The organism is Acinetobacter sp. 70_2, assembly GCF_056736115.1.
Map to the genome: position 1 here is coordinate 1,527,577 of NZ_JBWZIP010000015.1, position 24,444 is coordinate 1,552,020.

Here is a 24,444-nt window from a genome sequence, read left to right on the forward strand (position 1 = left end):
TTGCCCCATGAGCACAAATCAAAGTCTGGTTCTGTTAAATGAAATGGCGACTTTCGTTAAGGTGGTCGAGTCGGAAAGCTTTTCTGAAACTGCCCGCCAGCTTGGTACAACACCTTCTGCTGTTAGTCGTGCGATTGCTCGTTTAGAACGTGCTTTAGGCACCCGCTTACTCTATCGGACCACACGGAAACTTCGTTTAAGTGAAAGCGGACAACAGGTTTATCAACGTTGTTTAGATATGGTAAATGCGGCACAAGCAGTCATGGAAAGTTCAGGTCAATTTCATGTCGAGCCAGAAGGTATTATTCGCATGAGTGTTCCGAAAGCTGTGGGACATTTTATGATTCACCCACATTTGCCCGAATTTTTAGAACGCTACCCGAAAATTGATATACAAATGCTTTTAGAAGATCGCTATGTAGACCTGATTGATGATGGAGTAGATTTAGCACTTCGAATTACAGAGCAACCACCGGGTGGCCTTATGGGTCGAAAGCTGATTGATATTGATCACTTGGTTTGTGCTACACCTGAATATTTGTCCAAGCACGGTACACCGAACCACCCTCATGATTTAAAGCAGCATGAATGTATTTACTTGGGCGAACAAGCCAGTGACTCAAAATGGAAATTTCAGCAAGGAAACAAATCGATCAGTGTGGCTGTGCGTGGGCGTTATGCAGCAAACCATACAGGTGTGCGTTTGAGTGCGGCATTACAGCATTTAGGTATTGCGAGCTTACCTTACTTCGTTGCACGCCATGCTCTACAACAAGGTACCTTAGTTCAGGTTTTACCCGACTGGTATTTTAAAACCTATTACAGTGGTGGGCTGTGGTTACTTTACCCACCGACACGGCATGTCCCGCCTAAATTAAGTGTATTGATTCAATATTTGGCAGATAAATTAGCAGCAGAGCCGACTTTAAAAATTTAGACGGCTCCTAACTCGAGAAAATCCTATCTAGAGTCCTCTTTATTAGAATTACTCAACCAATAGATCTTTTGGATTAATCGTATCGCCATAAACTGGTTTTAACGTTTTTTCATAAGCCTGATGAATCACACCTTCTTTAGCCAGTTTCTCTAAATCTTGGTTCAACCAATCCAATAACTCTTTATCGCCTTTTTTCACTGCTGGTGCAATTAAGTCCTGCTCACCTAAATTGGTAATGCCAACGGTGTAATTTGGATTTTCTTTAGCCCAAGCTAAAACCAGCAAGTTATCATGTGCAAGCGCAGCACCACGACCATCTTTTAAAGCATCAAAAGTTTCAGTGTTTTGCTCATACTTTTGTAGTTTAATTTCAGGATGAGTCTTGGTGAAGAATGAATCAGCCGTCGTCCCTTTGTTTACCAATAAAGTTTTATCTTTAAGTTGAGCCACATCGGTAATCGGATGACTTTTAGGAGAAACCACGCCTAGCGCCACTTTTAGGTAAGGCTTAGCAAAATCGACCACTTCTTTGCGTTCTGGTGTAACGGTAAAGTTGGCAAAAATAATATCCACTTTATTGGCTTTTAAGTATTCGACACGGTTAGCCGCTTCAGTTAAAACAAACTCAACTTTGTTTTCATCACCCAGCAGATCTTTCGCAACATGCTTAGCAATTTCTACATCAAAACCTTGATTTTTACCTTGAGCATCTAAATATCCAAACGGCGGTTTATCACTAAATACGCCAATTCTTACCACGCCATTCTTTTTGATCTGTTCAATACTCGACACAGTTTGTGTGGTATCGGCCGTTTTTTCAGTAGACTGAGTTCCTTTGTCACATGCAACTAAACCCAAACTCAGTAAAGACGCAGCTAAAATATGCTTCACGTTTTGAAATGTTAATGTTGTCATTATTTCACCCTATCGTTCTTGTAAAAGTCTTATTTAAAATCGCAGCGCCTACTTTCAGACACTGCTCTAGCGATATCGAAAATTATTGGCCTACATCTAAAAACACATTCGGATTGACCGAGTCACCGTAAATTGGTTTCAAGGTTTCATCATAAATTTTATTAATTTCACCACTTGTTCTGAGCTGCTTAATTTCAGTATTAAGCCAATTCAATAATTGGGTATTGCCCTTTTTAACTGCTGGTGCAATAAACTCTTGATCACCAATAGACTGAATACCTGCTACATAACTTGGGTTCTTCGCGGCCCACGCTAATGCATAAGTACTATCTTGTGAAATTGCGTCACCACGACCATCGGTTAAGGCTTTAAAGGCATCCGAATTTCTTTCAAACTTCAGTAAATTCACTTTTGGATAATGCTTGGTAAAGTAGGTATCTGAACTTGTGCCTTTATTTACGATTAATGTCTTACCTTCTAATTGGGCAATATCTGTAATCGGTTTGGCTTTAGGTGAGACTATACCAAAAGCACCTTTTAAATAAGGCTCGGCAAAATCGACAACTTCCTTGCGTTCAGGCGTTACTGTAAACGTCGCGAACACCACATCGGCACGATTTGATTTTAAAAACTCCACCCGATTTGAAGCTTCAGTCACAATAAACTCAACTTTCTTTTCATCACCAAGCAAATCTTTAGTTACCCGTTTTGCTAAAGCCACATCAAAGCCCTGATTATTCCCCGCACTGTCTACATAACCAAACGGCGGGTCATCGGCAAAAACGGCAACGCGTAGAACCCCATTTTTTTTGACTTGTTCTAAAGAATGGTCTTCTTGAGCATTACTTGCCTGTTCAGTTGATGGCGTTTTACTACATGCAGTTAATAAAACCCCAGCAACAGCAAGACTGCTTAATATTTTTATTGAATTACGTTTAAACATTCACTTCCTCATGATTCAAATAATAAAAATTTAGTACGACAAAATATTTAAGAAGGCTTTCGCTCGTTCTGTTTTTGGCTGTTCAAAAAATTCTTCTGGTGAAGCCTGTTCAATAATTTTGCCCTTATCCATAAAAATAATGCGATCAGCAACCTTGCGTGCAAAGGACATCTCATGTGTCACAATCAACATGGTCATTCCTTCATTCGCTAATTTGAGTACGACATCGAGTACTTCCCTAACCATTTCCGGATCAAGCGCAGCAGTAATTTCATCAAGCAAAATGACTTTAGGTTGCATGACCAGTGAACGCACAATAGCGATACGCTGTTTTTGTCCACCAGAAAGTTGTCGTGGATAATCAAGTTTTCGCTCATATAGCCCCACTCGCTTTAACAACTCATCTGCTACTTGTTCAGCTTCATCACGGTGACGTTTTTGTACTTTAAGTGGCCCAAGCAAAATGTTGTCAATGACGTTCATATGCCCAAACAGCTCGTAGTTCTGAAAAACCATGCCAATTTTTTGACGAGCATTAGTCCAGTCCACATCTTTACCGAGTACACCTGAACCGGTTAAACGAATTTCGCCACCCTGAATCGGTTCTAAGCCGTTAATACAGCGCAATAAGGTACTTTTACCGCAGCCCGATGGACCTAAAATAACAACCACCTCTCCTTGTTCTACATCCAGATCAATGCCCTGTAAAATATGACTTTGTGCAAATGATTTCTGTAATTGTTGTATCGATAACAAAGGCATAATTACTCCCAGACCTTTTCTAAATGTGCCGCCAAACGAGATAAGGGATAGCAAATCAGAAAATACAAAATAAAAATAAAGCCATAAATCCAAAGAGAAGCGCTCGGCACGGTCAACAGCGAATTTTCAATAATTTGCTGGCCAACTTTAATGACTTCAACCACACCAATCAGGACTGCCAAAGAGCTGGTTTTCACCATTCGGGTAAATAAATTAATCGCGCCTGGTGTTACTCGTTTTAGACTTTGCGGAAAAATGACATACACCAAAGCTTGAACATGAGTTAGTCCAAGCGCATAGGCCGAATCACGTTGATGTTGATCAATTGAAGTAATGGCAGCACGAACCAAATCGCCCATTTCTGCCGTACCCCATAAAACAAACACAACAATACACACCCACATTGCAGAAAACTGCCAGTTAAACCATGTCGCAAAGCCGAAATAAAACACAAACAGCAAAACTAAAATTGGAATGATTCGGATGGCTTCTAAATACAGACGGCACAGCGATTTAACGACTATATTTTTAGAAGTCATAATGACACCGAAAACTGTGCCGAAAATTGCAGAAAAAAACACTGAAATAAAAGCGATTTTTGCAGTCGCCCAAAGTCCCCACATTAAACGTTCGAGATGACTCGCTTGAAATAGATAATCAAGTTCCATGGCTCACCTTCCGACTTCTGTGCTCCAGATAACTGGTTAAAATAGACACAGGCAATAAAATAATCAGATAAGCCATGATGAGTAAAAACAAAGCTTCGGTAGTTTTATAGTCCATACCAATTAAGTCTTTGGTGACAAAAAGCAGCTCAACAACAGCAATGGCACTAACCACAGAACTTTCTTTAATTAGAAATAGGCAATTTGCCCCTATTGCCGGAATTGAAATGGCAAGCGCTTGAGGGAAAATGACATATCTAAAAATTTGAGTCGGTTTTAGACCAATACTTTTTGCTGAGTCAATCTGCCCTTTGGCCACCGACTGCAAACCTGCTCGGAAAGCTTCGGCCATATAGCTTCCACCTAAGAAGGTCAGTCCGATCACACCACAAGCAAAACCATCAATTTTGATACCGAGTTTTGGCAAACCGTAATACAAAAAGAACAGTTGAATTAATAAAGGGGTATTTCGAGATAACTCAATATAGAACTGGGCAATTCTATTTAGCACCCGCACGCGATATGTGATTAAAATGCTGCAAATCAGCCCTACAATAATTGCCAAAATAATGCTGATAATTGAAATTTTCAGCGTGGTCAAAGTTGCAGAGAAAAATTGCGGCAACACACTATGGATATACTGCCAGTTCAAGGAAAATTCCAAAAAATAATATTAAAACGTTATAAATATTTAGCTTTCATCAGCCATTAAATATTTGTGTAACGAGTTTATTTTTTTCCCAATTGGTCTAAAACTATTTTTATTAGATAAGCTTTTCTATAAGTTTGATAAATTCGATCTGCCAATCGAAAACCTTAAAATCAGTTGAAGACAACCGCTTAAAACATATTCACTAAAACAAAGATGAATAAAAAAATCGGACACTAACGCCCGATTCCTATTAAATGATTTTTAATCTATTGCTTACTTTCTAAGTACATCACCAATGCTTGGGTCTTTATCAAAAACCGATTTAGCATATGGGCAAAGCGGAATTACTTTTACGTCTTTTTCACGAACAAAAGCCACCAAAGCATCAAGTAATTGGCGACCTACGCCTTGTCCCCGATAACTTTCATTTACATCTGTAGCATCAATAATCAGCATGCCTTCGCCTGCCCATGTATAAGTCATTTCGCCTGCAACAGTTTCATCATCAAGTAAGCTAAAGCTGCCGTGTTTTGCATCATCTTTTTGTTGAATATTCACAATGAATTCCTCATATTACAAATCGTATTTATTTAAAAATGACTTTATATATCTTTATCTATAAGAACAAATTTAAGTGTAAAAAAATAGACTATTTTTAGCAGTGAGTCTGTATGCTTTTTAAATACAATCGTCAATTAAATTAGTGAAACTCTTGCACCAAACTATTAATGTGCGCCACGGCAGCAGTTCGATTTTCAACGCAAAGTTTTTCAAAAACATGTTCTAAATGCTTGTTCACGGTCCGTGGGCTAAGCTCCAATATTTCTGCAATATCTTTATTGGTTTTCCCTAACAATAACCAGTGCATGACTTCTGCCTCACGTTGAGTCAACTGTGGGCAATATTTCAAAATATCAGCCATTTCCAAAGCCGGCGTAGAAGTCTTAATCTGTATCAGATAATTTTTTGCCACACTTGGTTCAGTTTGCCACGGCGTAAGCAATAAAAGCTGTAATTGCTGGGATGGCGTTGAATAAGAACAGCTGGTTAATTTTTTAGGGTCTTTTTCATTTTCTAAGTCTGAAAACCAAGCTTTTAAGCCTGCTTCAAAGCCCTCTAATTCAGGTAAATATTGATTCAGTAAATCACTGGCTTTTTGGGTTTTCCAAACAATTTTACCGTGAACATCTAGCGCAAGAATGGCTGTTTCCGTTGCATCAATTACCTGTTTCTGTTGTTGCAATAGTTTGGCATGTGCCAAATGTGTTTTTACCCTTGCTAATACTTCTTCAATATTCAAAGGCTTGGTTACATAGTCCACCCCGCCGACCTGAAAACCACGCACAATATGTTCTGTCTCAGACAAACCTGTCATAAAAATGACGGGAATAAACTGCGTAATTGGACTCGCTTTAAGCTGTATGCAACTTTCAAAACCGTCCATATGCGGCATATTGCCATCAAGCAAAATCATATCCGGTAAGCATCGGTGTGCAATTTCAATTGCACTCAATCCATCGGTTGTGACAAGCACGCGATAACCGGCCTGATCCAGACTTTCATGTAGCAAACCTAAATTTTCCGGCACATCATCCACAATCAGAATAACAGCCTGCTCGTTTGGCGAAGCTTGCTGAAAAGAAACATGTTGCGTACTCATTGCTTATCCTGAATTAATCGTTGGGCGTGTTTTAAATCAAATTTTTGAATCGCCTGTTCAAGCTGTTCCCATAACTCGTTATGCGTTGGAAAATTTTGACGACATTGCGTTAAAGTCTGTTGAATTCCACGAATGTACCCCTGTCCAATCAAGTCATTTAACTGTTGTAAGCTTTGCGGCAAATCGAGCAGCTCATTATTTTCCGGTTGTTGGATTGGTGTATGAACAGTAGCTTGCTCTTGCTTAAACATGTTTATATCCAATGCTTGAACTTCATTATTTTCAAGGTGTGCTTCCAATTTAAAATCAATCCACACCAAGCCCAACTTATCTCCAATTTTACTCAGCAACAAATTGAGGTCGATTGGTTTTAATATAAAGTCCTCACTTAAGACGGCATCTTGTGGATTGACTTCGCGCTCTCCTGCATTGGCCGAAATAATTAAGATCGGCACATTGGTAATATTATTTTGACGTAATAACCGAGCTGTTTCCCACCCGCCCATCAAAGGCATATTTAAATCCATCAAAATCAGATTAGGCTGAAAAATAGGTACACGTCTTAGACAATCAATACCCGACTCGGCTTCTTCAATCATAAATCCTATAGGTTTGAGAAAATTAGCAACTAAACCTCGGTCCACAGCTTCATTATCGACAACCAAAATTCGTTTACGCTCGCCTTGATAACCCGTAATTTGGTTGGAGTAGACATTAGAAATTGGATGAACTACTTCTTTTGAAGGTAAGTAAAACTTAATCTTAAATTGTGAACCCTGATTGAGCTGACTAGTCACAGATAGCTGTCCACCGAGTAAATCGACCAACAATTTTACAATGGGTAGGCCTAGCCCTGTTCCGGTAAATCCACCTTGCACTACATTGCTGCCCCGTTCAAACGGGTTAAAGATACGCTCTAAATCGGCCTCGGCAATACCACAGCCCGTATCTCTAATTTCAAAATATGCTGTTTGAAATCGGTACTCGACTTTCAAAGTAATTGTGCCACTCGTCGTAAATTTTAAAGCATTACCCAGCAAATTGATGAGCACTTGCTCTAAGCGTTTTTTGTCGGTACGGACATAGTGCGGCAGGTTATCTCCAATTTCATAAACAAACTGTAAATTCTTCTGTTCAAACTGCGGCTGGAACATTTGAATAATCTGTTCAATGAAATTTGGGAAATGAACGTCCACTACATTTAAAGAAATTTTACCTGTTTCAATTCGTGCTAAATCTAGTAATCCGTCAATGAGTGAAGTCAAATGCTGCCCACTACGGCTAATCACCCCGAGCGCCATTTTGCCTTGTTCTGAAAGCTGCTCTTGTTTTTGAAGTAATTGGCTATAGCCTAAAATACTATTTAGAGGCGTTCTTAGTTCGTGACTAATGCCAATGACATAACGGCTTTTTGCATCATTTGCCCGTTCTGCTGAAATTCTGGCATCTTGTAAGTCTTTTGAAGTGACTTCATGGGCAGCAATTTCATCAATCAATAATGCTGTTTGCTGATGTGTTTCGATTTCGGCATTACGTCGGCTTTCATCGTTTAACACTAACCACCATGCAGCAACACTCATCAATAAAAATAAAATGGTGTAAATTTTCACAAACAGTGTAAAGAGCTGTGGAACGGCTGCCGCATTGATTGTTTCTAAATAGGTTTTTTCTTGGATATAAACCAGACTTAAACTCACTGCCAAAACGATCGACAGCCCTAAAGTCAGTAATAAATATAAACTGACCCTGCTATTTAAACGGCTCGCCCAACGTTCTGGTAAATAGTGCCAAATAGCTTTTTTAAGTTGTACTGACCAACGTGCATCGGGTTTACATAAATCGTGGCAGCGTGCTTCAAGTGAACAGCATAGAGAGCAAATCGTACCGTTATAGGCTGGGCAACCCGCCATATCAGCGATTTCATAGTCCCTTTCACATACCACACAGGTAGCAACCGAAGTCGCCTGAATTTTTTCAGGCTGACGTGCAATGTAATATTTGCCTTTGGTTAGGTAAGCAATAACAGGAACGCATAACACAGCACTCCCCAGAGCAATAAAACTCGCCAAACCTTTTGCCATGAGTCCAAAAAAGCCCAAATAACTAAGCATCGATAACACTGAAGCAATCAGTAAGGCACCCACACCTACGGGGTTAATGTCATATAAATAAGCACGGCGAAATTCAATTCCTTTCGGGCTTAGACCTAAAGGCTTACAGATAATTAAATCGGCAACAACGGCGCCAATCCATGCCAAAGCGATATTGCTATATAGTCCCAAAATGCGTTCAACCGCATGGCTAATGCCCATTTCCATCAAAACAATGGCAATAAAAACGTTAAAAAGAAGCCAGACAATTCGCCCCGGATGACTGTGAGTTAAACGGGCAAAAAAGTTTGACCATGCCAATGAGCCAGCGTAAGCATTGGTCATATTAATTTTAATTTGCGCCAAGCAAACCAGTGCTAAAGTCAATATTAACGCTAGCTGAGGGTTTGGAATAAATTGTTGATAGGCAACCCAATATAAATAAGTCGGATTATCTAGTTCAGAGACAGGAATAAACAACTGAAAAGCCAACACCATCAGCAGCATGCCCATCAAAACTTTTAGAAATCCGAAAATAATCCAAGATGGCCCACCTAGAAAAACGGCAAAACACCATGCAGTTCTATTCTTTTCTTTTTGCGGTAAGAAACGTAAATAGTCGGCTTGCTCACCAATTTGGATCACAAATGAAAAAATAAGAGTGCACGCCGCACCAAAGTAATACAGATTAAAATCGGTTGAGTTTGAAACCGCCCCAACAAAATGCAAGCTACTACTTAAAATTTGTGGTTGTTTCCAAAGTACAAAAAACCACGGTAATAACAGCAGTAAAAGCCAGATTGGCTGAGTGATTGCCTGAACTTTATTAATAAAACCAATGCCTTTGACCACTAAAGGCAAAATCACTAAGGCAGAAATTAAGTAACCAATAACTTGCGGAATGCCTAATGCAAGCTCAAGTGCCATCGCCATAATTGCAGCTTCAAAGGCAAGCAGAATAAAGGTAAAGCTGGCATAAATTAGAGATGTAATGGTCGAGCCAATGTAGCCAAAACCTGCACCACGAGTAAGCAGATCAACATCTACATTATATTTTGCGGCGTAGTAACTAATCGGCCAACTGGTTAAAAATATAATGGTACATACGACAATTGCTGCCCAGACTGCATTGCTAAAGCCATACTGCCAAAGCATGGTCGCCCCAATGGCTTCCATCGCCAAAAAGCTGACTGTTGAAATTGCGGTATTGGTAACAGTCCAAGGTGACCATTTTCTTACTGAGGTAGGTGCATAGCGGAGCGCATAATCTTCGATACTTTCATCTGCCACCCAAATATTATATTCACGGCGTGTTTTGATCACACGTTGTGGCGCTTGTTGGGGGCGTGAAGAATCTGGCATAACACTCATGTTTCGGATGTGGCTGCATTAAACCCAGCAATCCTTATGCCAAAAGTCATTTATCATGGCGATTTTCTCAAATACGCATATATACGCAAAATAACGTATTTTCAATTTTTCCCAAAAATCACACACTCAAAAACATCAAAAAACAATGATCAATATTTGTGTTGATTGACCGAAAATGATTGGGAGATTGATGTTATGAGTGTATCTGAACATCCAAATCTGGACACTGTGCAAGGTACAGATTCACAAAAAGCAGTGAATGAAACCTTGGAAGATTATACTTTACGTTATGCTCCACACAGCTTTCGGCGCTGGAGTCCCAAAGTTGTCGCTATTACTGCTCTTGGTGGTATTGCCTATCTTGCTGACTTTTCTATTGGTGCCAGTATTGGTATGTCTTACGGAACAACCAATGCTGTTTTCTCCATTCTATTTGCAGCGATTATTATCTTCTTAACCGGCATTCCTTTAGCCTACTACGCAGCGCGCTATAACATCGATCTTGACTTGATTACCCGCGGTGCAGGTTTTGGTTATATCGGTTCGGTCCTGACCAGTATCATTTTCGCCAGTTTCACATTTATTTTCTTTGCCCTTGAAGGTTCAATCATGGCGCAAGGCTTATTACTCGGTTTAGGCATTCCGCTTTGGGCTGGTTACCTCATCTCAACCGTTATGGTCATTCCGCTGGTGATTTACGGCATGAAAGCCTTAAGTAAATTACAAGTCTGGACTACCCCGCTTTGGCTCGTTCTGATGATTGGTCCTGTGGCCTATCTGATTTATCAAGAACCTACCTTAGTCAGCCAGTTTGCAACTTTCACAGGTAACGAAGGTTTTGCAACCGTAGACATGGCAGCAATCATGCTGGGGGCTGGTATATGTTTATCGCTCATCATGCAAATTGGTGAGCAAATTGACTATTTACGCTTCATGCCTGCTAAAACAAAAGAAAATAGCAAAGCATGGTGGGCAGCGGTTATTTCAGCAGGTCCGGGCTGGGTGATTTTAGGCGCAATTAAACAAATTATTGGGGCATTTTTAGGGTTCTATTTACTTACTAAAATACCGGGCGTAAACAGCACTGAACCTGTTCAACAGTTTAATGCAGCGTTTCATGACATGCTTCCGGGCTGGGCTGCTTTAACACTTGCAGTGATTTTGGTGGTTATTTCTCAAATTAAAATTAATGTGACCAATGCGTACTCTGGTTCCCTTGCATGGACAAGTGCCTACACTCGTATTAGCAAACATTATCCGGGTCGTATTGTCTTTGTGATGGTGAACTTGGCAATTGCGCTTGCTTTAATGGAAGGCAACATGTTTGCGGTATTGGGTAAAATCTTAGGGTTCTATTCAAACTTTGCGATTGCTTGGGTTGTAGTTGTTGCAACAGATATTTCAATTAACAAATATGTTTTAAAACTTTCACCGAAAGAACCAGAATATCGCCGTGACATGCTCTACAACGTAAACCCTGTCGGTATGGTTGCGTTCCTTGTATCAGCAGGCCTATCAATTGCAGCATTCTTCGGCTTACTTGGTAGTTTCTTGGCGCCTTACTCACCGCTTATCGCACTTGTACTTGCCTTTGTATTAACACCAATCATGGGCTTATTAACCAAAGGAAAATACTACATCAAGTCACACGATGACGGCATTAAAGAACCACGTTACGATGCTGAAGGTACTCCTGTAGCAACTGTTTACCACTGCCGCGTATGTGAGCAAGGCTACGAGCGTCCAGATATTATGTTCTCTCACAAACATAACGGCACGATCTGTTCTTTATGTAAAACACTCGACGCTTAAATACTCTCGAAACTAAAAAAGAAGCTTTAAAGCTTCTTTTTTTATATCTGATGATTCTTAGCCAATCGGAAATAAACGTTCAGGCACTACATCTTTCATCACAATGGTTGAGATGAGTCGTTGCACACTTGGAATAGCTGATAATTTTTCATCGTACAAACGCTGAAAAGCCGGTAAATCTTTAGCCACCACATGCAACAAGTAATCTGGCTCACCAAACAAACGCTGAGCCTGAATAATTTGCGGGATGTCTATCACTGCATTTTCAAACTTCTCGACGGCCTGTTTATCACCTTCTTTAAGCGTAATAAAAACAATCGCTGAAAATTCAAAACCGACTAAATTCGGATCAAGTTCTGCCCGATAGCCTTTGATAGCTCCCGACTCTTCTAAAGCCTTCACTCGTCTGTGACAAGGTGAAATGCTCAAACCGACTTTTTCTGCCAATTCAGTGATAGATAATCGGCCATTTAATTGCAATTCAGCAAGAATCTTTTTATCTGTGCGATCCATTTAGAAAAATTTACCCCAAATGAGTGTGATATGAGCAAACATTTAAAAGCACATTCTAAATATATGAGCATATTATTTTCAACAAGCTCGAATAAATAGGGATTTTTTCTAAACCACGAGCGAAACCTTTGGAAAATAGTTTGCCGAGATAAGCATATGGCTTTTAACATTTTTATTGCATTTTGGAGTGTCTCCATTCTTTTTATTATTACGCCAGGGGCAGACTGGGCCTATGCCATTTCGGCAGGCATTAAAGGCAAAGTCGTTGTACCAGCTGTTGCAGGTATGCTATTTGGGCACTTTATTACGATTTTATTGGTAGCGGCTGGTGTTGGGCTGCTTGTAGCAAATAATCCAACTGCACTCATGATCCTAACAATTGCAGGTTCTGCTTATTTGCTATGGATGGGAATAAACTTATTACTTGTCCCTCCAACTCCGAACGAGTCTGGTTCTGAAAAAGCTCAGTCATGGTTAAGCTGGGCAACTAAAGGCGTTTATGTAAGTGGATTAAACCCGAAGGTTTTCTTACTCTTTTTAGCGTTGCTTCCTCAATTTATTGACACTACTGCTTCATGGTCAGTGACAACACAAATTCTTGCCTTTGGTATTGTTCACATGATTAGCTGCGCAATTATTTACCTAATGGTGGGTTATGGTTCAGAAGCTATTTTGAAAACCAGACCTCAAGCAGCTCAATTAGTTGGCCGTTTTTCGGGTGGCTTGATGGTTGTTATCGCAACATGTTTATTGATTGGGCAAATTTAAAAGTCATTCAACAAAAGTTACTGGCCTCCATTTCAGGTCAGTAACTTAAATAGTAAAATATAAGAAAAATTTATCTCATTCGTTTGAGGTTATAAGTCACCACTCCCCAAATCACCAGTTCTTGCCCCTCTTCAATATAAATATTTTGATAATCAGGATTTTCCGCTTTTAGCCAAACTTTAGGCGGCTTAAATTGACTATCAATCATTAAGCGCTTAACAGTGAAATCATTATCGATGAGTGCAATTACAATATCACCCGATTTAGCGGGAATACTACGGTCCACAATAAGCGGATCATTAATATCAATTCCAGCGTCTAGCATGGACAATGAATTGGCTTTGACAATAAACGTGGCATTTTCATTTCTAATTAAATATTCATTTAAATCGAGTGCTTGCTCAATATCATCTTGTGCAGGCGAAGGAAAACCTGCCGCAACACGTTCTGTTGCTAAAGGAATGTGGTAAATTTTATCGTTATTCGGGTGAACCTGTTGAACATTAAGTTTTGAGTTAAAGTCGGTTAAATTATTGGTTTTGACATTATTCAGTAACCAATTTTTGATAAAGTTAACTTGAGACTCGGGAACACGAATCACTTTGGTAGGTTCATTGAACTGTGCTTTACGGCCGGCATTTTCCCGTGCACCGCCATGCTCGAATTCTTTTTTCTTTGGCATACCGCCTCCATCTCACCGTTCAAATCCTACACAAACAATGTAACTTGAAAAAGTTACATTTTCAAGTTGACGAAATATTTTTTTTGCATAACAATAAATTTCATGATCAGATTTTAATCCATTTTGCTTTTAACAGGGATGCTAAAACGAAATGGCAATTTGAAGAGAATCAAAACCTATTGTGAAATAGTCCTTATTACTGACTGTTTTGATTTTTATCAAATGAAACTCTGAACACTTAAATATGAGTTAGATTCAGTTTTTTGGTATGGAGACATGCGAAATGAAAAATCAACGTGATGCAGTTTTAGGTTATGCAAATGAACAACATGCTTACTTTATCCGTCTTATTGAAAATGATGCGGTATTAGGCGAAAGCTATGGAATTTTCTGTGAAAATCCGGAAAGTGAAGCAGCCGAAAGTATTATGACGACACTATTTTTAAAGAAATCTTTTTGGATAAATGGCTCAGAATTTACAGATATTGTAAAAGGTTTACAGCCTCTTACTCATTCGTAAGTTTATAAAAATTATAAAAATAAAGGAGGCATAATGCCTCCTTTATTCTCAAAAACTGTCTGCTTAAGACGTAAAGCGTCCATACGCATCGCGTTTTTGATTACGAGAGTTTTGTCCACGACCATCTGAACGGCCACGGCGATCATCGTCGTCATCGTCATCATAACGGCTACGACCACGACCTCGGCTACTTGAACGGCCACGATCATCATCTTCATCGTCGTCATCACGGCTGCGACCACGGCCTCGGCCACTTGAACGGCCACGATCATCATCTTCGTCATCGTCATAACGGCTACGGCCACGGCCTCGGCCACTTGAACGACCGCGATCATCATCCTCATCGTCGTCATCACGACGGCTGCGGCCACGACCTCGGCCACCAGAACGACCACGATCATCATCTTCGTCTTCGTCGTCGTCATAACGGCTACGGCCACGACCTCGGCTACTTGAACGGCCACGATCATCATCTTCATCGTCGTCATCACGACTGCGACCACGACCTCGGCCACTTGAACGGCCACGATCATCATCTTCGTCGTCATCATAACGGTTACGGCCACGGCCTCGACCACCTGAACGGCCGCGATCATCATCTTCATCGTCGTCATCGCGGCTGCGACCACGACCTCGGCCACCTGAACGGCCACGATCATCATCTTCGTCGTCATCATAACGGCTACGGCCACGGCCTCGACCACCTGAACGGCCGCCGCGATCATCATCTTCATCGTCGTCATAACGGCTGCGACCACGTCCTCGGCCACTTGAACGGCCGCCACGATCATCATCTTCATCGTCATCATAACGGCTACGGCCACGGCCTCGACCACCTGAACGACCGCGATCATCATCTTCATCGTCATCATCGCGGCTGCGACCACGTCCTCGGCCACTTGAACGGCCGCCACGATCATCATCTTCGTCGTCATCATAACGGCTGCGGCTGCGGCCTCGACCACCTGAACGACCGCGGTCATCATCTTCGTCGTCGTCATAACGGCTGCGACCACGACCATTACGATCATCATTCTTATGACTTAAAGCACCAGCTTCACGAGCCTCTTCTGAGGTAAATTCATGTGCGTTACCACTGGCATGTGCAGCTCGTCCAGCTTCACGAGCTTCTTCTGAAGTAAATTCATGTGCATTGCCACTTGCATGCGCAGCACGCCCACCTTTACTGGCTATTTCTCTGACTCTTTCAGGATCCATACTTGCAAATCCACGATTTGAAGTACCTGAACTATTGTTATCTTGATCTTCATATCTAGTATTAGCCATAGTTATATCTTCCTATATTAAAATTATAGTCGCTACCGCTTTTACTTAACGGATAAATTTAAGATAAGAGATTTAGAATATTTTTATACCGATGCTATGTTTCAATCTTTTTAAATGTATATAAATTAAAATAGAGATAAATACACTAAGATGATTATTTAAATAAAGATTTTATCAATTAAAATATTTATAAATTATTATGCACTTTTACCTTTTAAATACTCATCATACTTATTATTACTCAAACCTACATAACAATATATTTTTACAAATACATTTAAAAATCCATTTTAAATAACATAAACTTTCAGAATGTACAAATCAATAAAAAACAAAAACATCTTCTATCTTGAAGAAACAAATCAAAAATACAATTAAAATTATTTAAAAACAATAACATAAATGATTACTTTTCTAAAAACAATTCACTTGAGCGAACAAAATCAAGATTTAAAATTAACATATAATATTTATGAGAAATGAATCATGCAATTAACTCAAACACAGCCAACGCTACAATATATTCATATTTCTGTACCTGAAATTTTACTTGGTAATATACGGATTAAAAACTCTTGGCAGAATTATAACCAAGAATGGAGCTACAGATTAGACCCGCCTCATGCAAGTCACCCTTTCCAAAGAGACTTATATATTATTAAATCAAAAGATATTGAAAAAGAGGATATAAAAGAGCTAGTAGATAAAGTAGCTTCCAAAAACAATAAAAATAAATACAACTTAAAAAAAATAGTAGAAGCAGAAACTTTAATAAAAGAAATTTTAGATTTATCTAATTATATACCTATAGAGAATTGGTTAAATGACACAGGCAACCGATCTATTATTGAAAGTATGATTGATAAAAATAAGGTTAAATTATTAGATATTACTTAATAAACTCTCAATGTTATATTTTTTTACATCCTTATATATAAAATAACAAAGTCAACTTTTTAAAAAAGACTATTTACTCATATTCACGTGCAAATTAATCACTATAGAGGGACTAAAATTTAAATAGAGGTAGTCTAGACATGGAAAATACAACAAATGAGTATCCATCTGCAGTTCCTGCACAAGTTCAACCTCATCAACCAGGTGATCAGGAGAAGATGCATCCTGAACCAGAAATTATTAAAGCATCGCATAAAGGTAGTGAGAAACTAAAAGGTAAAGTTGCTGTGATTAGTGGTGGTGATAGTGGTATAGGCCGTTCCGTTGCCGTGTTGTTTGCTCGCGAAGGTGCCGATGTTGCTGTACTGTATCTCGAAGAAGATCAAGATGCCGAAATCACCAAACAGCTCGTTGAAAAGGAAGGACAACATTGTCTTTTATTAAAAGGTGATATTTCCGATGCAGACCTTGCCAAACAGAATATTGATAAAGTTTTACAGCACTTCGGTAAAATTAATATCTTAGTAAATAATGCTGGTGTTCAATATCAGCAAAAAGAAATTGAAAGTATTAGTAATGAGCAATTAGAAAAGACATTTAAAACAAATATTTTTGCCATGTTTTATTTAACCAAAGAAGCGATTCCTTATATGGAAGAAGGCGATACTATTATTAACACCACCAGTATTACCAGCTATCAAGGTCATGATGAGCTCATTGATTATGCAAGTACTAAAGGTGCGATCACCTCTTTTACTCGTAGCTTATCGAACAATTTAATGAAACAGAAAAAAGGGATTCGTGTAAATGGGGTTGCGCCAGGGCCAATTTGGACTCCTCTCATTCCAAGTAGTTTCGATGCGGAAACCGTCGAAAAATTTGGTAAAGATACCCCAATGGGTCGAATGGGTCAGCCAAGTGAAGTCGCCCCTGCTTACCTTTTCCTTGCCTCAGACGATGCAAGTTATATTACAGGTCAGGTTATTCATGTAAACGGTGGACAAATCGTTAATGGCTAAGCACTAACATGATTTGAAAAAGCCCTGAAAGTTGAAGCTTTCAGGGCTTTTTTATTTAAGCCGGTACGTGTGCGGCTATTTGTTCTCGTGACCAAACACGATGAGCTTTTATCAGATTTTTAAATTTTTCCGCAATATGCTGGAACTCATCTTCTATTAAAGTTCCTTCATCGGCAACCAAACCAAGTGGCTCAAGCAAATCAGATTTATTACCTAAAAATGCAATGGGTTTTAAATGCTTATAAGCTTCGAGTACATAATGGCGTGCTACCCCATCTTGCATTACTGCATTTAAATTATCGCCATCTGGAACAATTACAGCATCATAAGCAATTGAAGGTTCAGCCATTTGCATACCATCAGCTACAATAATGTTGTCTTTATGGTCTTTTACTGGAGCCAAGCTCGGCGCTAGTAAATGAACAACCACACCTTCTTTAATCGCCCAATTTTTAATAGCTTCAAGTGTATCTGACTTCACAAGATTATGAATAAGTACAGCAACTTTTCTACCTTGAATATCATCAGGTGGGAAAGCTAAAAGAGATAACTTGGCAGATTTTTCAACTGCTGTTTTCTTATAGTTTAGGGTTAAGTCAGGCACTTCAATACCTAGGTTCGCACCGACTTGACGTGCCAAATCAAGGTCAATATTTGCCAAAATTTGTTGAACTTGGCGTTCACGAATATGTTTTCTTTGAACTTTACTTAACTCAAAAGTATAGGCATCGACCACGTGCTTTTGCTCATGCGGTGCAAGGCTTTTGTAATAAAGTCGAGGCTGTGAAAAATAGTCAGAGAATGTCTCACTTCTTTGACGGAGTTTATGTCCGCTGATTTTTTCAGGATAACTTTCAAAACCACCATTTGAAGCCGCTGGTGGAGTTTCGACTGGCCAATTTCCATCAATTGAGTTTGGTTGATATGAGGCTTGGCCTTTATGAATAGTATGTTGATGAATGCCATCACGTTGATTGTTATGGAATGGACACACTGGTTTGTTAATCGGAATTTGGTGGAAGTTTGGTCCACCTAAACGGCTTAATTGGGTATCTGTGTATGAAAATAGACGGGCTTGTAAAAGTGGGTCATCTGTAAAATCGATACCAGGTACTACATGACCTGGACAGAAAGCCACCTGCTCTGTTTCAGCAAAGAAGTTATCGACATTTCTATTTAAAACAAATCGGCCAATTGGCGTAACAGGAACTAATTCTTCAGGAATAATTTTGGTTGGGTCCAATAAATCGAAGTCAAAGTTCATTTCATCTTCTTCTTCAACAATCTGCACGCCGAGTTCCCATTCTGGATAAAAACCTTGCTCAATTGCTTCATAAAGATCACGACGGTGGAAATCAGGGTCTTTACCTGCAAGTTTTTGAGCTTCATCCCATACCAGCGCACTCAAACCTTGTTTTGGTGTCCAGTGAAATTTCACAAAATGTGATTTACCGTCAGCATTAATTAAACGGAACGTATGCACACCAAACCCTTGGATTGAACGTAAGTTACGTGGAATCGCACGATCTGACATTGCCCAAATTACTGCATGTGCAGACTCAGGAACTAAAGACACAAAATCCCAGAAAGTGTCATGCGCAGTTGCACCCGTCGGGATTTCTGTATCGGGTTCAGGTTTTACTGCATGCACAAAGTCCGGAAACTTAATCCCGTCTTGCACAAAAAAGACAGGTGCGTTATTTCCCACTAAGTCAAAGTTACCTTCTTGGGTATAAAACTTAATTGCAAAACCACGAATATCACGGACAGTGTCGGCTGAACCACGTGGTCCTTGCACTGTTGAAAAACGTACAAAAATAGGCGTCTGAATAGTTGGGTCTGTTAAAAAACCAGCTTTGGTTAAACGTTCATTTCCTTCATATGCCTGAAAATAACCATGTGCCCCTACACCACGTGCATGCACAATACGCTCAGGTATACGCTCATGGTCAAAGTGGGTGATTTTTTCTCTTAAAATGAAATCTTCCAATAAAGTTGAGCCACGAATACCCGCTCTTAAGCTATTTTGGTTATCCGCTATTTTAACTCCCTGATTGGTGGTTAATGCCTCATTGGTTGCATCATCTCTTACGGTGTCTAACTGTTCAGTTTTCTGGGTAGTATTGGCTTTATTTGCTGCATCGGCGCCAGCCATTTCACTTGTTTTATTAGTTAATTTAGTTTTGTCGTTCATGTCCATTACCTATGTTTTGAAAGTTAAACTTGGGGTTGAAGTTGAAAACGTTTATCAAACTAGTTTTTAAACGTACCTAAATAAGGAAAAAGAAGTTCTACGTATTTACGAGTACTCCAAAGACCAATACTTTTATGATGAGAATCGGGGGCTAGAAATGGGGTAAGTTTGCATATTTTTATTGCAAGATCGCTTGATTGCAGCACGCGCTCTTGCAGTGCATCAAGCTCGCCATCAGAGATATAGCTAAATAAATAGTCCTGAATACGCTGGCTATTTTTTAGTTCTCTGCTGTATGCCAAGAAGTTAGAAGAATGATCACTACTAGCAATCCAGTCATGAATAATTTGGCGCTCTACAGGGTTAAACACCCCAAACATTTTTCCATTTTCTTCATTAATCATCCGCCAGAACACGCTCTGTTCAGGGTCGGTATTAAACTTAATCCATTTCTGTTCAGTTAAATGAGTGATCAAACCTGCAATATCATCAGGGTTTGATAGCCACTGATTAATGGTTTTGCAGCCAAACTGTCTGGTTTCGTTATGAATTAACTGCCCAACAAGTGCTTTTCTTTTCAAAATTTTATGAACAAAGTCTTCAAGACTTAAATTCTTGATAATATTTGAGGAAGATTCACCACGGCTATTCAAGGCAAAACCCTGTTTTAACTTGGTAAAGAAAAGCTCTTTATCTCTGTATTTGTTGTAAATATCTTCAATAACTTTAATGGCTTTATGGGCATGGCCATTGTCAATGTTATCAATGGTGATATGTAGATTAAAATATTTAGAATCAATGCCTAATTCGGCAAGCTCATAATTTGAAATTAAAAGATGCAGTGGAAGCTGTTCATATCCTAAATTAAAACCAACCATCTCAGGAATAAACTCAGGTGGTGCATACCCTAGTGCTAGCTGAACGACTGCTTGATGATAGTATTCGTCTTCTAAAAGCAAATCGAAACTGTCGAGTCCAAGACTACGTAAAAGATCATCATAAATACAGACATGGTTCGCTTTCGGTTCACCTAAACCAAGTTCTTCCAAATAAGTAATAATGAGCTCATGAAAGACTGGATCATTCCAATAATGCACTGAGCTATATAACCATGCACCATCGACCTTTTTAGTCGGCGATACTTTTATGAGAAATTCAAACGCCTGAGCAACATTCTGAAAATACTCTCTATCTTGACCAGCTTGCCTACGGTTTAAATATGCCTGAAATTCCTGACAATTTTTTTTATTATCGTTCTCACACCATGTTTTAATCGAATTGATATCTGAAGGAAAATCTATTTCCTTCATCTCTAATTTTTCAATCTCTTTAATCAGAAAATCTCTTGCCTTTTTCTCTTTCTCAAAACTCGAAACATCAGGATCAAGGAAAAAAACGAATAATTCATAATAATTATGTTGATTATCTTGTAATAAGTCTAATAATCTTTTTTTCACTACAACAGGCATTTTCATTCTCCGTTTGTGAGATATCAATTACCATACGTCACCCGAACTATAATCAAGTTTTAAGTTTGTTATTTTGCGTTATTAAAAATTAAGACAAACCACATAAATCAAAAAAATTCAAAGATATACAAATTAACGCAAAATTACATTTAAACTTTTAGAATTATTTAAGCTGCTGTTTTTATATAAAATTTGCAAAACTTAATCTAAATTTACATTAATTTCACCATCAAAATTATAAACATTAAAAAAATAACAAAGCAAACAGTTAAATAGTTTTATAACATTTTAAAAACAATTAAATGGAGAATTAAAATGTTTAATTCATGTTGCAAATTATTAGCAGATGAAAAAATTAAAATTGCTTTTTTTGAAAGCGCTTCTGCTGGCTATCTTGCTTATCGTTTCTCTTTGAGTCCTTATTCCGGAGATATTCTTATAGGTAGTCTGGTAAGTTATGACCTTCGTGTAAAGGAAAACACCCTACACATTTCAGAGCAACTTATTGAAAAATATACAGCTGAATCGATGCAAGTGACTGTTGAAATGATTAATAAAGGAAAAGAACTTTTGCATGCTGATCTGTATGTTGCCTGCACAGGTCTCTTAAAAAAAGGAGGATCTGAAACAGAGGAAAAACCTGTAGGAACGTTCTTTTATTCAATATATTATAAAAACAATTTTTATAATTTTAGACGTGTTTTAAAAGGACCAGCCTTTTTAAAACTTAGAAAGTTGACGTACTATATTACTCAAGATATAAAACTTATTATACTAGATGAAAAAGCCTCTTAAATTATATAAAAAGTTAACAAATATACATTTGGAAATATTTATTATCTTTCTTAAATATTATGTTCTGAAATGTAATTTTTTAAACATTCATATTAATAATGTTTATGACTAAAAATCACATTCACTAAAAATCAGCAAGTTATTTAAAATTAATAGTTTTTAAATTTACATTTAAATATAGGGTAACACCCCTACCCTACACATTTAAAAGCTACATGTTTTAATAACCCTATCTGAAGCTATCAGATAAAACACATCGTCATAATTGATATGAGGTAATTAAAAATGAGCACTACTAATAATCAAGCAAATCAACGCAATAATCAGCAACAGCAACAACAGCAAAATGACTCTCGTAACAACCAACAGCAACAAGACAATCAACAACGCAATAATCAGCAGCAACAGCAAAATGATAACCGCGGCCAACAACAAGGATCTAACCAAAAAGATTCTGGCCAACAAAATTCAAATAACAACCAACAACGTTAATTGTTTGTAGTTGTTCTTTGATGCGGTCGATCATTTAGGAAGGTGAATTCACCTTCCTAAATCTAATATAAGCATAAAATTCAATAAAATATGAGGGAATTCTGATGACAGATCAAAATACAGATCATGCTCAATTAGTAGCTGGCGATCATAACTATTCTGACTCTCGCTGGCGTGAAAGCTATCTTACCCGTCCTTATTACCAAGAAGCACAATTAACAACACCAGATTTAGATTATGATCGTGATTTTTCTGCTGCTTATGAACTTGGTCATCGGGCTCGTTCTGAATCTAAGGAAGGAACTCAGTTTGAAGACATGGAAGGTAGTTTGCAGCAAAAATGGGAAGAACTCAAAGCTGAGTCTCGCTTAAAATGGGAACACGCGAAACAAGCCATTAAAGATGCATGGGATGATATTTAACGTCCTCAAACGGTCCAAAGCTATAAGCTTATTTCCTATTGGCCCTGGGAAATAGGCTTTTTTTATTGTTTTTGTTTTGCTCGCGTTTTGCTTTTACGCTATAAATCTCAGAATCGTTAATGTAAGTACCATCTGTAAAACACACAAACATACATGTCTCCTTGAATATCCATAATTACTGGCTTATCAAAATAAAAACCTGACTTAAATCATCAAGTCAGGTTTTCGTTAAAATCAATTTTGATTTTTCTTAAAATATTCAATTATTTCTTCGCCATTATTTACCGGCTTTTTCTGTAAAGGATAAGTTTCCTCATAAGCATATGCTGGTAAAGTAATTTTGGCCTGAATTGGAGGTAATTTCTCTTGCCCACCCGTTGTAATCCGCTCAATAAAACCAGCAAGCCAAAGTACAAACTCCTGTGTATTCTTACTTTTAGGAATAAGACTTAAATCCAATTTAATTTTTGACTCTTGTAAAGGTTTAATTAACAGCTCAGCGAAATCAATATAATTATATAAAAGCTTAAGCTGTGTCCCCTTAATTTCATGTCTGAGCTCAATCATCAAATTGTTAAGATCTTCCATCGGTTCATCCGTAAACCCTTTTTTTTCTTTAACATTTTGATATATTTTCTCAGCTATTTTTAAATATTGGGGCGTATCCTTACCTTTATAGTTCATTATTACTAAAATGAATTTTGGATGAATATAAGTAAACTATTGTGTTTTTTTATTAACTTTTTGAAAAGATACATTTAGTTTACAACAATTCAGAAACACTAGCACCCCAGACCACAAATTTAATATAATTAATTGATTAATATTATATTTTCATGTATTTGATTTTTAATATGCTTTCTTTCCTAGATAAAATACCTATAGAAAAAGCCCACTTAACAAGTGGGCTTTTTAAGAAAAACTAATTATTGTGAGTTTCTATTCATATCATGAGGTGCTGCCGGATCACTTGCTTCATGCATTCCATCATTTCTTGAATTGCGGTCTTGGCAAGCACTCATACCCATAGCAATTGCAAGCACCATACTCACTGCACAAAAGATTCTTACCATTTAGATCACCTTTATAAATATTAAAATGTAGGTTTATGAATAACATTATCTTATGTTGGCCTACCGCAGTGGTTCTCTTAACTTTTGTAGATTATGCAAGCTTATGTAAAAACCCTAAAATATGATTAATAAAATTATATTTCTTGCAATTGAAATTTTGGTTATTTTTTGGCACGCGGTGGATATACTCCATAGCCCAAATTATAAAAATCGAATTATTAAATAGTTTAGCCAAACAACACATCTAATTAACGGCATTGATATACTATATAAATAAACAATTAATAAATATTTGATATATATGATTAAAAAACGACACCACCAGTAAAATAAAAATTAGTTATAGTCATATAATATTTTTTAATTTTTCTATTTTCTAAATAAAAACAGGTAAATATTTATATCAAGTTATATAAATCAATCTTTTATTTTTGCAATTGACCCACTCTAATGCTCAGCTTATGATGCTCGCGCTGACAAATTTTGTCAGTCGGTTTTAGCAGACC

General features: G+C 38.1%; 25 protein-coding genes. 10 read left to right on the plus strand and 15 right to left on the minus strand.

Annotated elements, in window-relative coordinates; genetic code table 11:
* Positions 1-7 precede the first annotated feature (7 nt).
* Entirely contained in the window at positions 8-937 is a 930-nt protein-coding gene (locus AC1PJ9_RS16305; protein WP_032018083.1) for a LysR family transcriptional regulator, read from the plus strand.
* Between the two features lie 48 nt (positions 938-985).
* Here AC1PJ9_RS16305 and AC1PJ9_RS16310 read toward each other — a convergent pair whose 3' ends face one another.
* The 5 genes from AC1PJ9_RS16310 to AC1PJ9_RS16330 form a co-directional block, all read right to left on the minus strand.
* The gene (locus AC1PJ9_RS16310; RefSeq protein WP_000209985.1) at positions 986-1,852 is read right to left on the minus strand and encodes a cysteine ABC transporter substrate-binding protein; all 867 of its coding nucleotides are present in this window, start codon (positions 1,850-1,852) and stop codon (positions 986-988) included.
* Between the two features lie 82 nt (positions 1,853-1,934).
* A complete protein-coding gene (locus AC1PJ9_RS16315) occupies positions 1,935-2,795 on the minus strand; it encodes a transporter substrate-binding domain-containing protein (RefSeq protein WP_005304306.1) in 861 nt (286 codons plus the stop codon).
* 30 nt (positions 2,796-2,825) lie between these two features.
* Entirely contained in the window at positions 2,826-3,557 is a 732-nt protein-coding gene (locus AC1PJ9_RS16320; RefSeq protein WP_001130361.1) for an amino acid ABC transporter ATP-binding protein, read from the minus strand.
* Between the two features lie 2 nt (positions 3,558-3,559).
* Positions 3,560-4,225, minus strand: coding sequence for an amino acid ABC transporter permease (locus AC1PJ9_RS16325; protein WP_000418069.1), 666 nt, complete (start codon positions 4,223-4,225; stop codon positions 3,560-3,562).
* Entirely contained in the window at positions 4,215-4,874 is a 660-nt protein-coding gene (locus AC1PJ9_RS16330; RefSeq protein ID WP_001104464.1) for an amino acid ABC transporter permease, read from the minus strand. Before AC1PJ9_RS16330 ends, AC1PJ9_RS16325 begins: the two co-directional genes overlap by 11 nt.
* A gap of 64 nt (positions 4,875-4,938) precedes the next feature.
* Between AC1PJ9_RS16330 and AC1PJ9_RS16335 the strand changes: the two genes are divergently transcribed.
* Positions 4,939-5,052 (plus strand): hypothetical protein, encoded by a 114-nt coding sequence (locus AC1PJ9_RS16335; RefSeq protein ID WP_206232905.1) that lies wholly within the window; start codon positions 4,939-4,941, stop codon positions 5,050-5,052.
* A 95-nt stretch (positions 5,053-5,147) separates the two neighbouring features.
* Here the strand turns inward: AC1PJ9_RS16335 and AC1PJ9_RS16340 are convergent, their stop codons facing one another.
* The 3 genes from AC1PJ9_RS16340 to AC1PJ9_RS16350 all read right to left on the minus strand — a co-directional run bounded on the left by AC1PJ9_RS16340 (position 5,148) and on the right by AC1PJ9_RS16350 (position 9,995).
* Positions 5,148-5,432, minus strand: a complete 285-nt coding sequence (locus AC1PJ9_RS16340; protein ID WP_032052218.1) for a GNAT family N-acetyltransferase — start codon at positions 5,430-5,432, stop codon at positions 5,148-5,150.
* Positions 5,433-5,574: 142 nt separating this feature from the next.
* The gene (locus AC1PJ9_RS16345) at positions 5,575-6,534 is read right to left on the minus strand and encodes a response regulator (protein ID WP_311087829.1); all 960 of its coding nucleotides are present in this window, start codon (positions 6,532-6,534) and stop codon (positions 5,575-5,577) included.
* On the minus strand, positions 6,531-9,995 hold the full coding sequence (locus AC1PJ9_RS16350) for a hybrid sensor histidine kinase/response regulator (RefSeq protein WP_311087830.1): 3,465 nt from the start codon (positions 9,993-9,995) through the stop codon (positions 6,531-6,533). Before AC1PJ9_RS16350 ends, AC1PJ9_RS16345 begins: the two co-directional genes overlap by 4 nt.
* Before the next feature lie 195 nt (positions 9,996-10,190).
* Here AC1PJ9_RS16350 and AC1PJ9_RS16355 point away from each other — a divergent pair, with 195 nt between their 5' ends.
* Positions 10,191-11,807 (plus strand): purine-cytosine permease family protein, encoded by a 1,617-nt coding sequence (locus AC1PJ9_RS16355; protein ID WP_002114289.1) that lies wholly within the window; start codon positions 10,191-10,193, stop codon positions 11,805-11,807.
* A gap of 57 nt (positions 11,808-11,864) precedes the next feature.
* On the opposite strand, the gene AC1PJ9_RS16360 is transcribed toward AC1PJ9_RS16355, so the two are convergent.
* Positions 11,865-12,320, minus strand: a complete 456-nt coding sequence (locus AC1PJ9_RS16360) for an Lrp/AsnC family transcriptional regulator (protein WP_000376211.1) — start codon at positions 12,318-12,320, stop codon at positions 11,865-11,867.
* A gap of 156 nt (positions 12,321-12,476) precedes the next feature.
* Between AC1PJ9_RS16360 and AC1PJ9_RS16365 the strand changes: the two genes are divergently transcribed.
* The gene (locus AC1PJ9_RS16365) at positions 12,477-13,088 is read left to right on the plus strand and encodes a LysE family translocator (protein ID WP_199999692.1); all 612 of its coding nucleotides are present in this window, start codon (positions 12,477-12,479) and stop codon (positions 13,086-13,088) included.
* A gap of 70 nt (positions 13,089-13,158) precedes the next feature.
* Here the strand turns inward: AC1PJ9_RS16365 and AC1PJ9_RS16370 are convergent, their stop codons facing one another.
* A complete protein-coding gene (locus AC1PJ9_RS16370) occupies positions 13,159-13,770 on the minus strand; it encodes a LexA family protein (RefSeq protein WP_263613479.1) in 612 nt (203 codons plus the stop codon).
* A gap of 283 nt (positions 13,771-14,053) precedes the next feature.
* Between AC1PJ9_RS16370 and AC1PJ9_RS16375 the strand changes: the two genes are divergently transcribed.
* On the plus strand, positions 14,054-14,290 hold the full coding sequence (locus AC1PJ9_RS16375) for a hypothetical protein (RefSeq protein ID WP_191014963.1): 237 nt from the start codon (positions 14,054-14,056) through the stop codon (positions 14,288-14,290).
* Between the two features lie 63 nt (positions 14,291-14,353).
* Here AC1PJ9_RS16375 and AC1PJ9_RS16380 read toward each other — a convergent pair whose 3' ends face one another.
* Entirely contained in the window at positions 14,354-15,577 is a 1,224-nt protein-coding gene (locus AC1PJ9_RS16380) for a KGG domain-containing protein (protein WP_263613478.1), read from the minus strand.
* A gap of 486 nt (positions 15,578-16,063) precedes the next feature.
* Between AC1PJ9_RS16380 and AC1PJ9_RS16385 the strand changes: the two genes are divergently transcribed.
* Together AC1PJ9_RS16385 and AC1PJ9_RS16390 are read left to right on the plus strand one after the other, a co-directional pair.
* Positions 16,064-16,474, plus strand: coding sequence for a DUF6367 family protein (locus tag AC1PJ9_RS16385; RefSeq protein ID WP_263613477.1), 411 nt, complete (start codon positions 16,064-16,066; stop codon positions 16,472-16,474).
* A gap of 140 nt (positions 16,475-16,614) precedes the next feature.
* A complete protein-coding gene (locus AC1PJ9_RS16390) occupies positions 16,615-17,493 on the plus strand; it encodes an SDR family oxidoreductase (RefSeq protein WP_151819196.1) in 879 nt (292 codons plus the stop codon).
* A 55-nt stretch (positions 17,494-17,548) separates the two neighbouring features.
* Here the strand turns inward: AC1PJ9_RS16390 and katE are convergent, their stop codons facing one another.
* Together katE and AC1PJ9_RS16400 are read right to left on the minus strand one after the other, a co-directional pair.
* The gene (gene katE / locus AC1PJ9_RS16395) at positions 17,549-19,693 is read right to left on the minus strand and encodes a catalase HPII (protein ID WP_263613476.1); all 2,145 of its coding nucleotides are present in this window, start codon (positions 19,691-19,693) and stop codon (positions 17,549-17,551) included.
* A gap of 53 nt (positions 19,694-19,746) precedes the next feature.
* Positions 19,747-21,156 (minus strand): iron-containing redox enzyme family protein, encoded by a 1,410-nt coding sequence (locus AC1PJ9_RS16400; RefSeq protein ID WP_263613475.1) that lies wholly within the window; start codon positions 21,154-21,156, stop codon positions 19,747-19,749.
* Positions 21,157-21,471: 315 nt separating this feature from the next.
* Between AC1PJ9_RS16400 and AC1PJ9_RS16405 the strand changes: the two genes are divergently transcribed.
* The 3 genes from AC1PJ9_RS16405 (at position 21,472) to surA1 (ending at position 22,865) form a co-directional block, all read left to right on the plus strand.
* Positions 21,472-21,951, plus strand: coding sequence for a CinA family protein (locus AC1PJ9_RS16405; RefSeq protein ID WP_263613474.1), 480 nt, complete (start codon positions 21,472-21,474; stop codon positions 21,949-21,951).
* 285 nt (positions 21,952-22,236) lie between these two features.
* Entirely contained in the window at positions 22,237-22,443 is a 207-nt protein-coding gene (locus AC1PJ9_RS16410) for a hypothetical protein (RefSeq protein WP_263613473.1), read from the plus strand.
* 104 nt (positions 22,444-22,547) lie between these two features.
* A complete protein-coding gene (surA1, locus tag AC1PJ9_RS16415) occupies positions 22,548-22,865 on the plus strand; it encodes a surface antigen protein 1 (protein WP_000132044.1) in 318 nt (105 codons plus the stop codon).
* Positions 22,866-23,099: 234 nt separating this feature from the next.
* On the opposite strand, the gene AC1PJ9_RS16420 is transcribed toward surA1, so the two are convergent.
* Positions 23,100-23,549: a hypothetical protein gene (locus AC1PJ9_RS16420; RefSeq protein ID WP_263613472.1), complete on the minus strand. Its 450-nt coding sequence runs from the start codon at positions 23,547-23,549 to the stop codon at positions 23,100-23,102.
* Between the two features lie 242 nt (positions 23,550-23,791).
* A complete protein-coding gene (locus AC1PJ9_RS16425; protein WP_263613471.1) occupies positions 23,792-23,938 on the minus strand; it encodes a hypothetical protein in 147 nt (48 codons plus the stop codon).
* Positions 23,939-24,444 lie beyond the last annotated feature (506 nt).

Coding starts and splice junctions, on each gene's coding strand:
- AC1PJ9_RS16305 (WP_032018083.1), top strand. CDS start 8: ATGAGCACAAATCAAAGTCTGGTTCTGTTAAATGAAATGGCGACTTTC.
- AC1PJ9_RS16310 (WP_000209985.1), bottom strand. CDS start 1,852: ATGACAACATTAACATTTCAAAACGTGAAGCATATTTTAGCTGCGTCT.
- AC1PJ9_RS16315 (WP_005304306.1), bottom strand. CDS start 2,795: ATGTTTAAACGTAATTCAATAAAAATATTAAGCAGTCTTGCTGTTGCT.
- AC1PJ9_RS16320 (WP_001130361.1), bottom strand. CDS start 3,557: ATGCCTTTGTTATCGATACAACAATTACAGAAATCATTTGCACAAAGT.
- AC1PJ9_RS16325 (WP_000418069.1), bottom strand. CDS start 4,225: ATGGAACTTGATTATCTATTTCAAGCGAGTCATCTCGAACGTTTAATG.
- AC1PJ9_RS16345 (WP_311087829.1), bottom strand. CDS start 6,534: ATGAGTACGCAACATGTTTCTTTTCAGCAAGCTTCGCCAAACGAGCAG.
- AC1PJ9_RS16350 (WP_311087830.1), bottom strand. CDS start 9,995: ATGAGTGTTATGCCAGATTCTTCACGCCCCCAACAAGCGCCACAACGT.
- AC1PJ9_RS16355 (WP_002114289.1), top strand. CDS start 10,191: ATGAGTGTATCTGAACATCCAAATCTGGACACTGTGCAAGGTACAGAT.
- AC1PJ9_RS16360 (WP_000376211.1), bottom strand. CDS start 12,320: ATGGATCGCACAGATAAAAAGATTCTTGCTGAATTGCAATTAAATGGC.
- AC1PJ9_RS16365 (WP_199999692.1), top strand. CDS start 12,477: ATGGCTTTTAACATTTTTATTGCATTTTGGAGTGTCTCCATTCTTTTT.
- AC1PJ9_RS16370 (WP_263613479.1), bottom strand. CDS start 13,770: ATGCCAAAGAAAAAAGAATTCGAGCATGGCGGTGCACGGGAAAATGCC.
- AC1PJ9_RS16375 (WP_191014963.1), top strand. CDS start 14,054: ATGAAAAATCAACGTGATGCAGTTTTAGGTTATGCAAATGAACAACAT.
- AC1PJ9_RS16380 (WP_263613478.1), bottom strand. CDS start 15,577: ATGGCTAATACTAGATATGAAGATCAAGATAACAATAGTTCAGGTACT.
- AC1PJ9_RS16385 (WP_263613477.1), top strand. CDS start 16,064: ATGCAATTAACTCAAACACAGCCAACGCTACAATATATTCATATTTCT.
- AC1PJ9_RS16390 (WP_151819196.1), top strand. CDS start 16,615: ATGGAAAATACAACAAATGAGTATCCATCTGCAGTTCCTGCACAAGTT.
- katE (WP_263613476.1), bottom strand. CDS start 19,693: ATGGACATGAACGACAAAACTAAATTAACTAATAAAACAAGTGAAATG.
- AC1PJ9_RS16400 (WP_263613475.1), bottom strand. CDS start 21,156: ATGCCTGTTGTAGTGAAAAAAAGATTATTAGACTTATTACAAGATAAT.
- AC1PJ9_RS16405 (WP_263613474.1), top strand. CDS start 21,472: ATGTTTAATTCATGTTGCAAATTATTAGCAGATGAAAAAATTAAAATT.
- AC1PJ9_RS16410 (WP_263613473.1), top strand. CDS start 22,237: ATGAGCACTACTAATAATCAAGCAAATCAACGCAATAATCAGCAACAG.
- surA1 (WP_000132044.1), top strand. CDS start 22,548: ATGACAGATCAAAATACAGATCATGCTCAATTAGTAGCTGGCGATCAT.
- AC1PJ9_RS16420 (WP_263613472.1), bottom strand. CDS start 23,549: ATGAACTATAAAGGTAAGGATACGCCCCAATATTTAAAAATAGCTGAG.
- AC1PJ9_RS16425 (WP_263613471.1), bottom strand. CDS start 23,938: ATGGTAAGAATCTTTTGTGCAGTGAGTATGGTGCTTGCAATTGCTATG.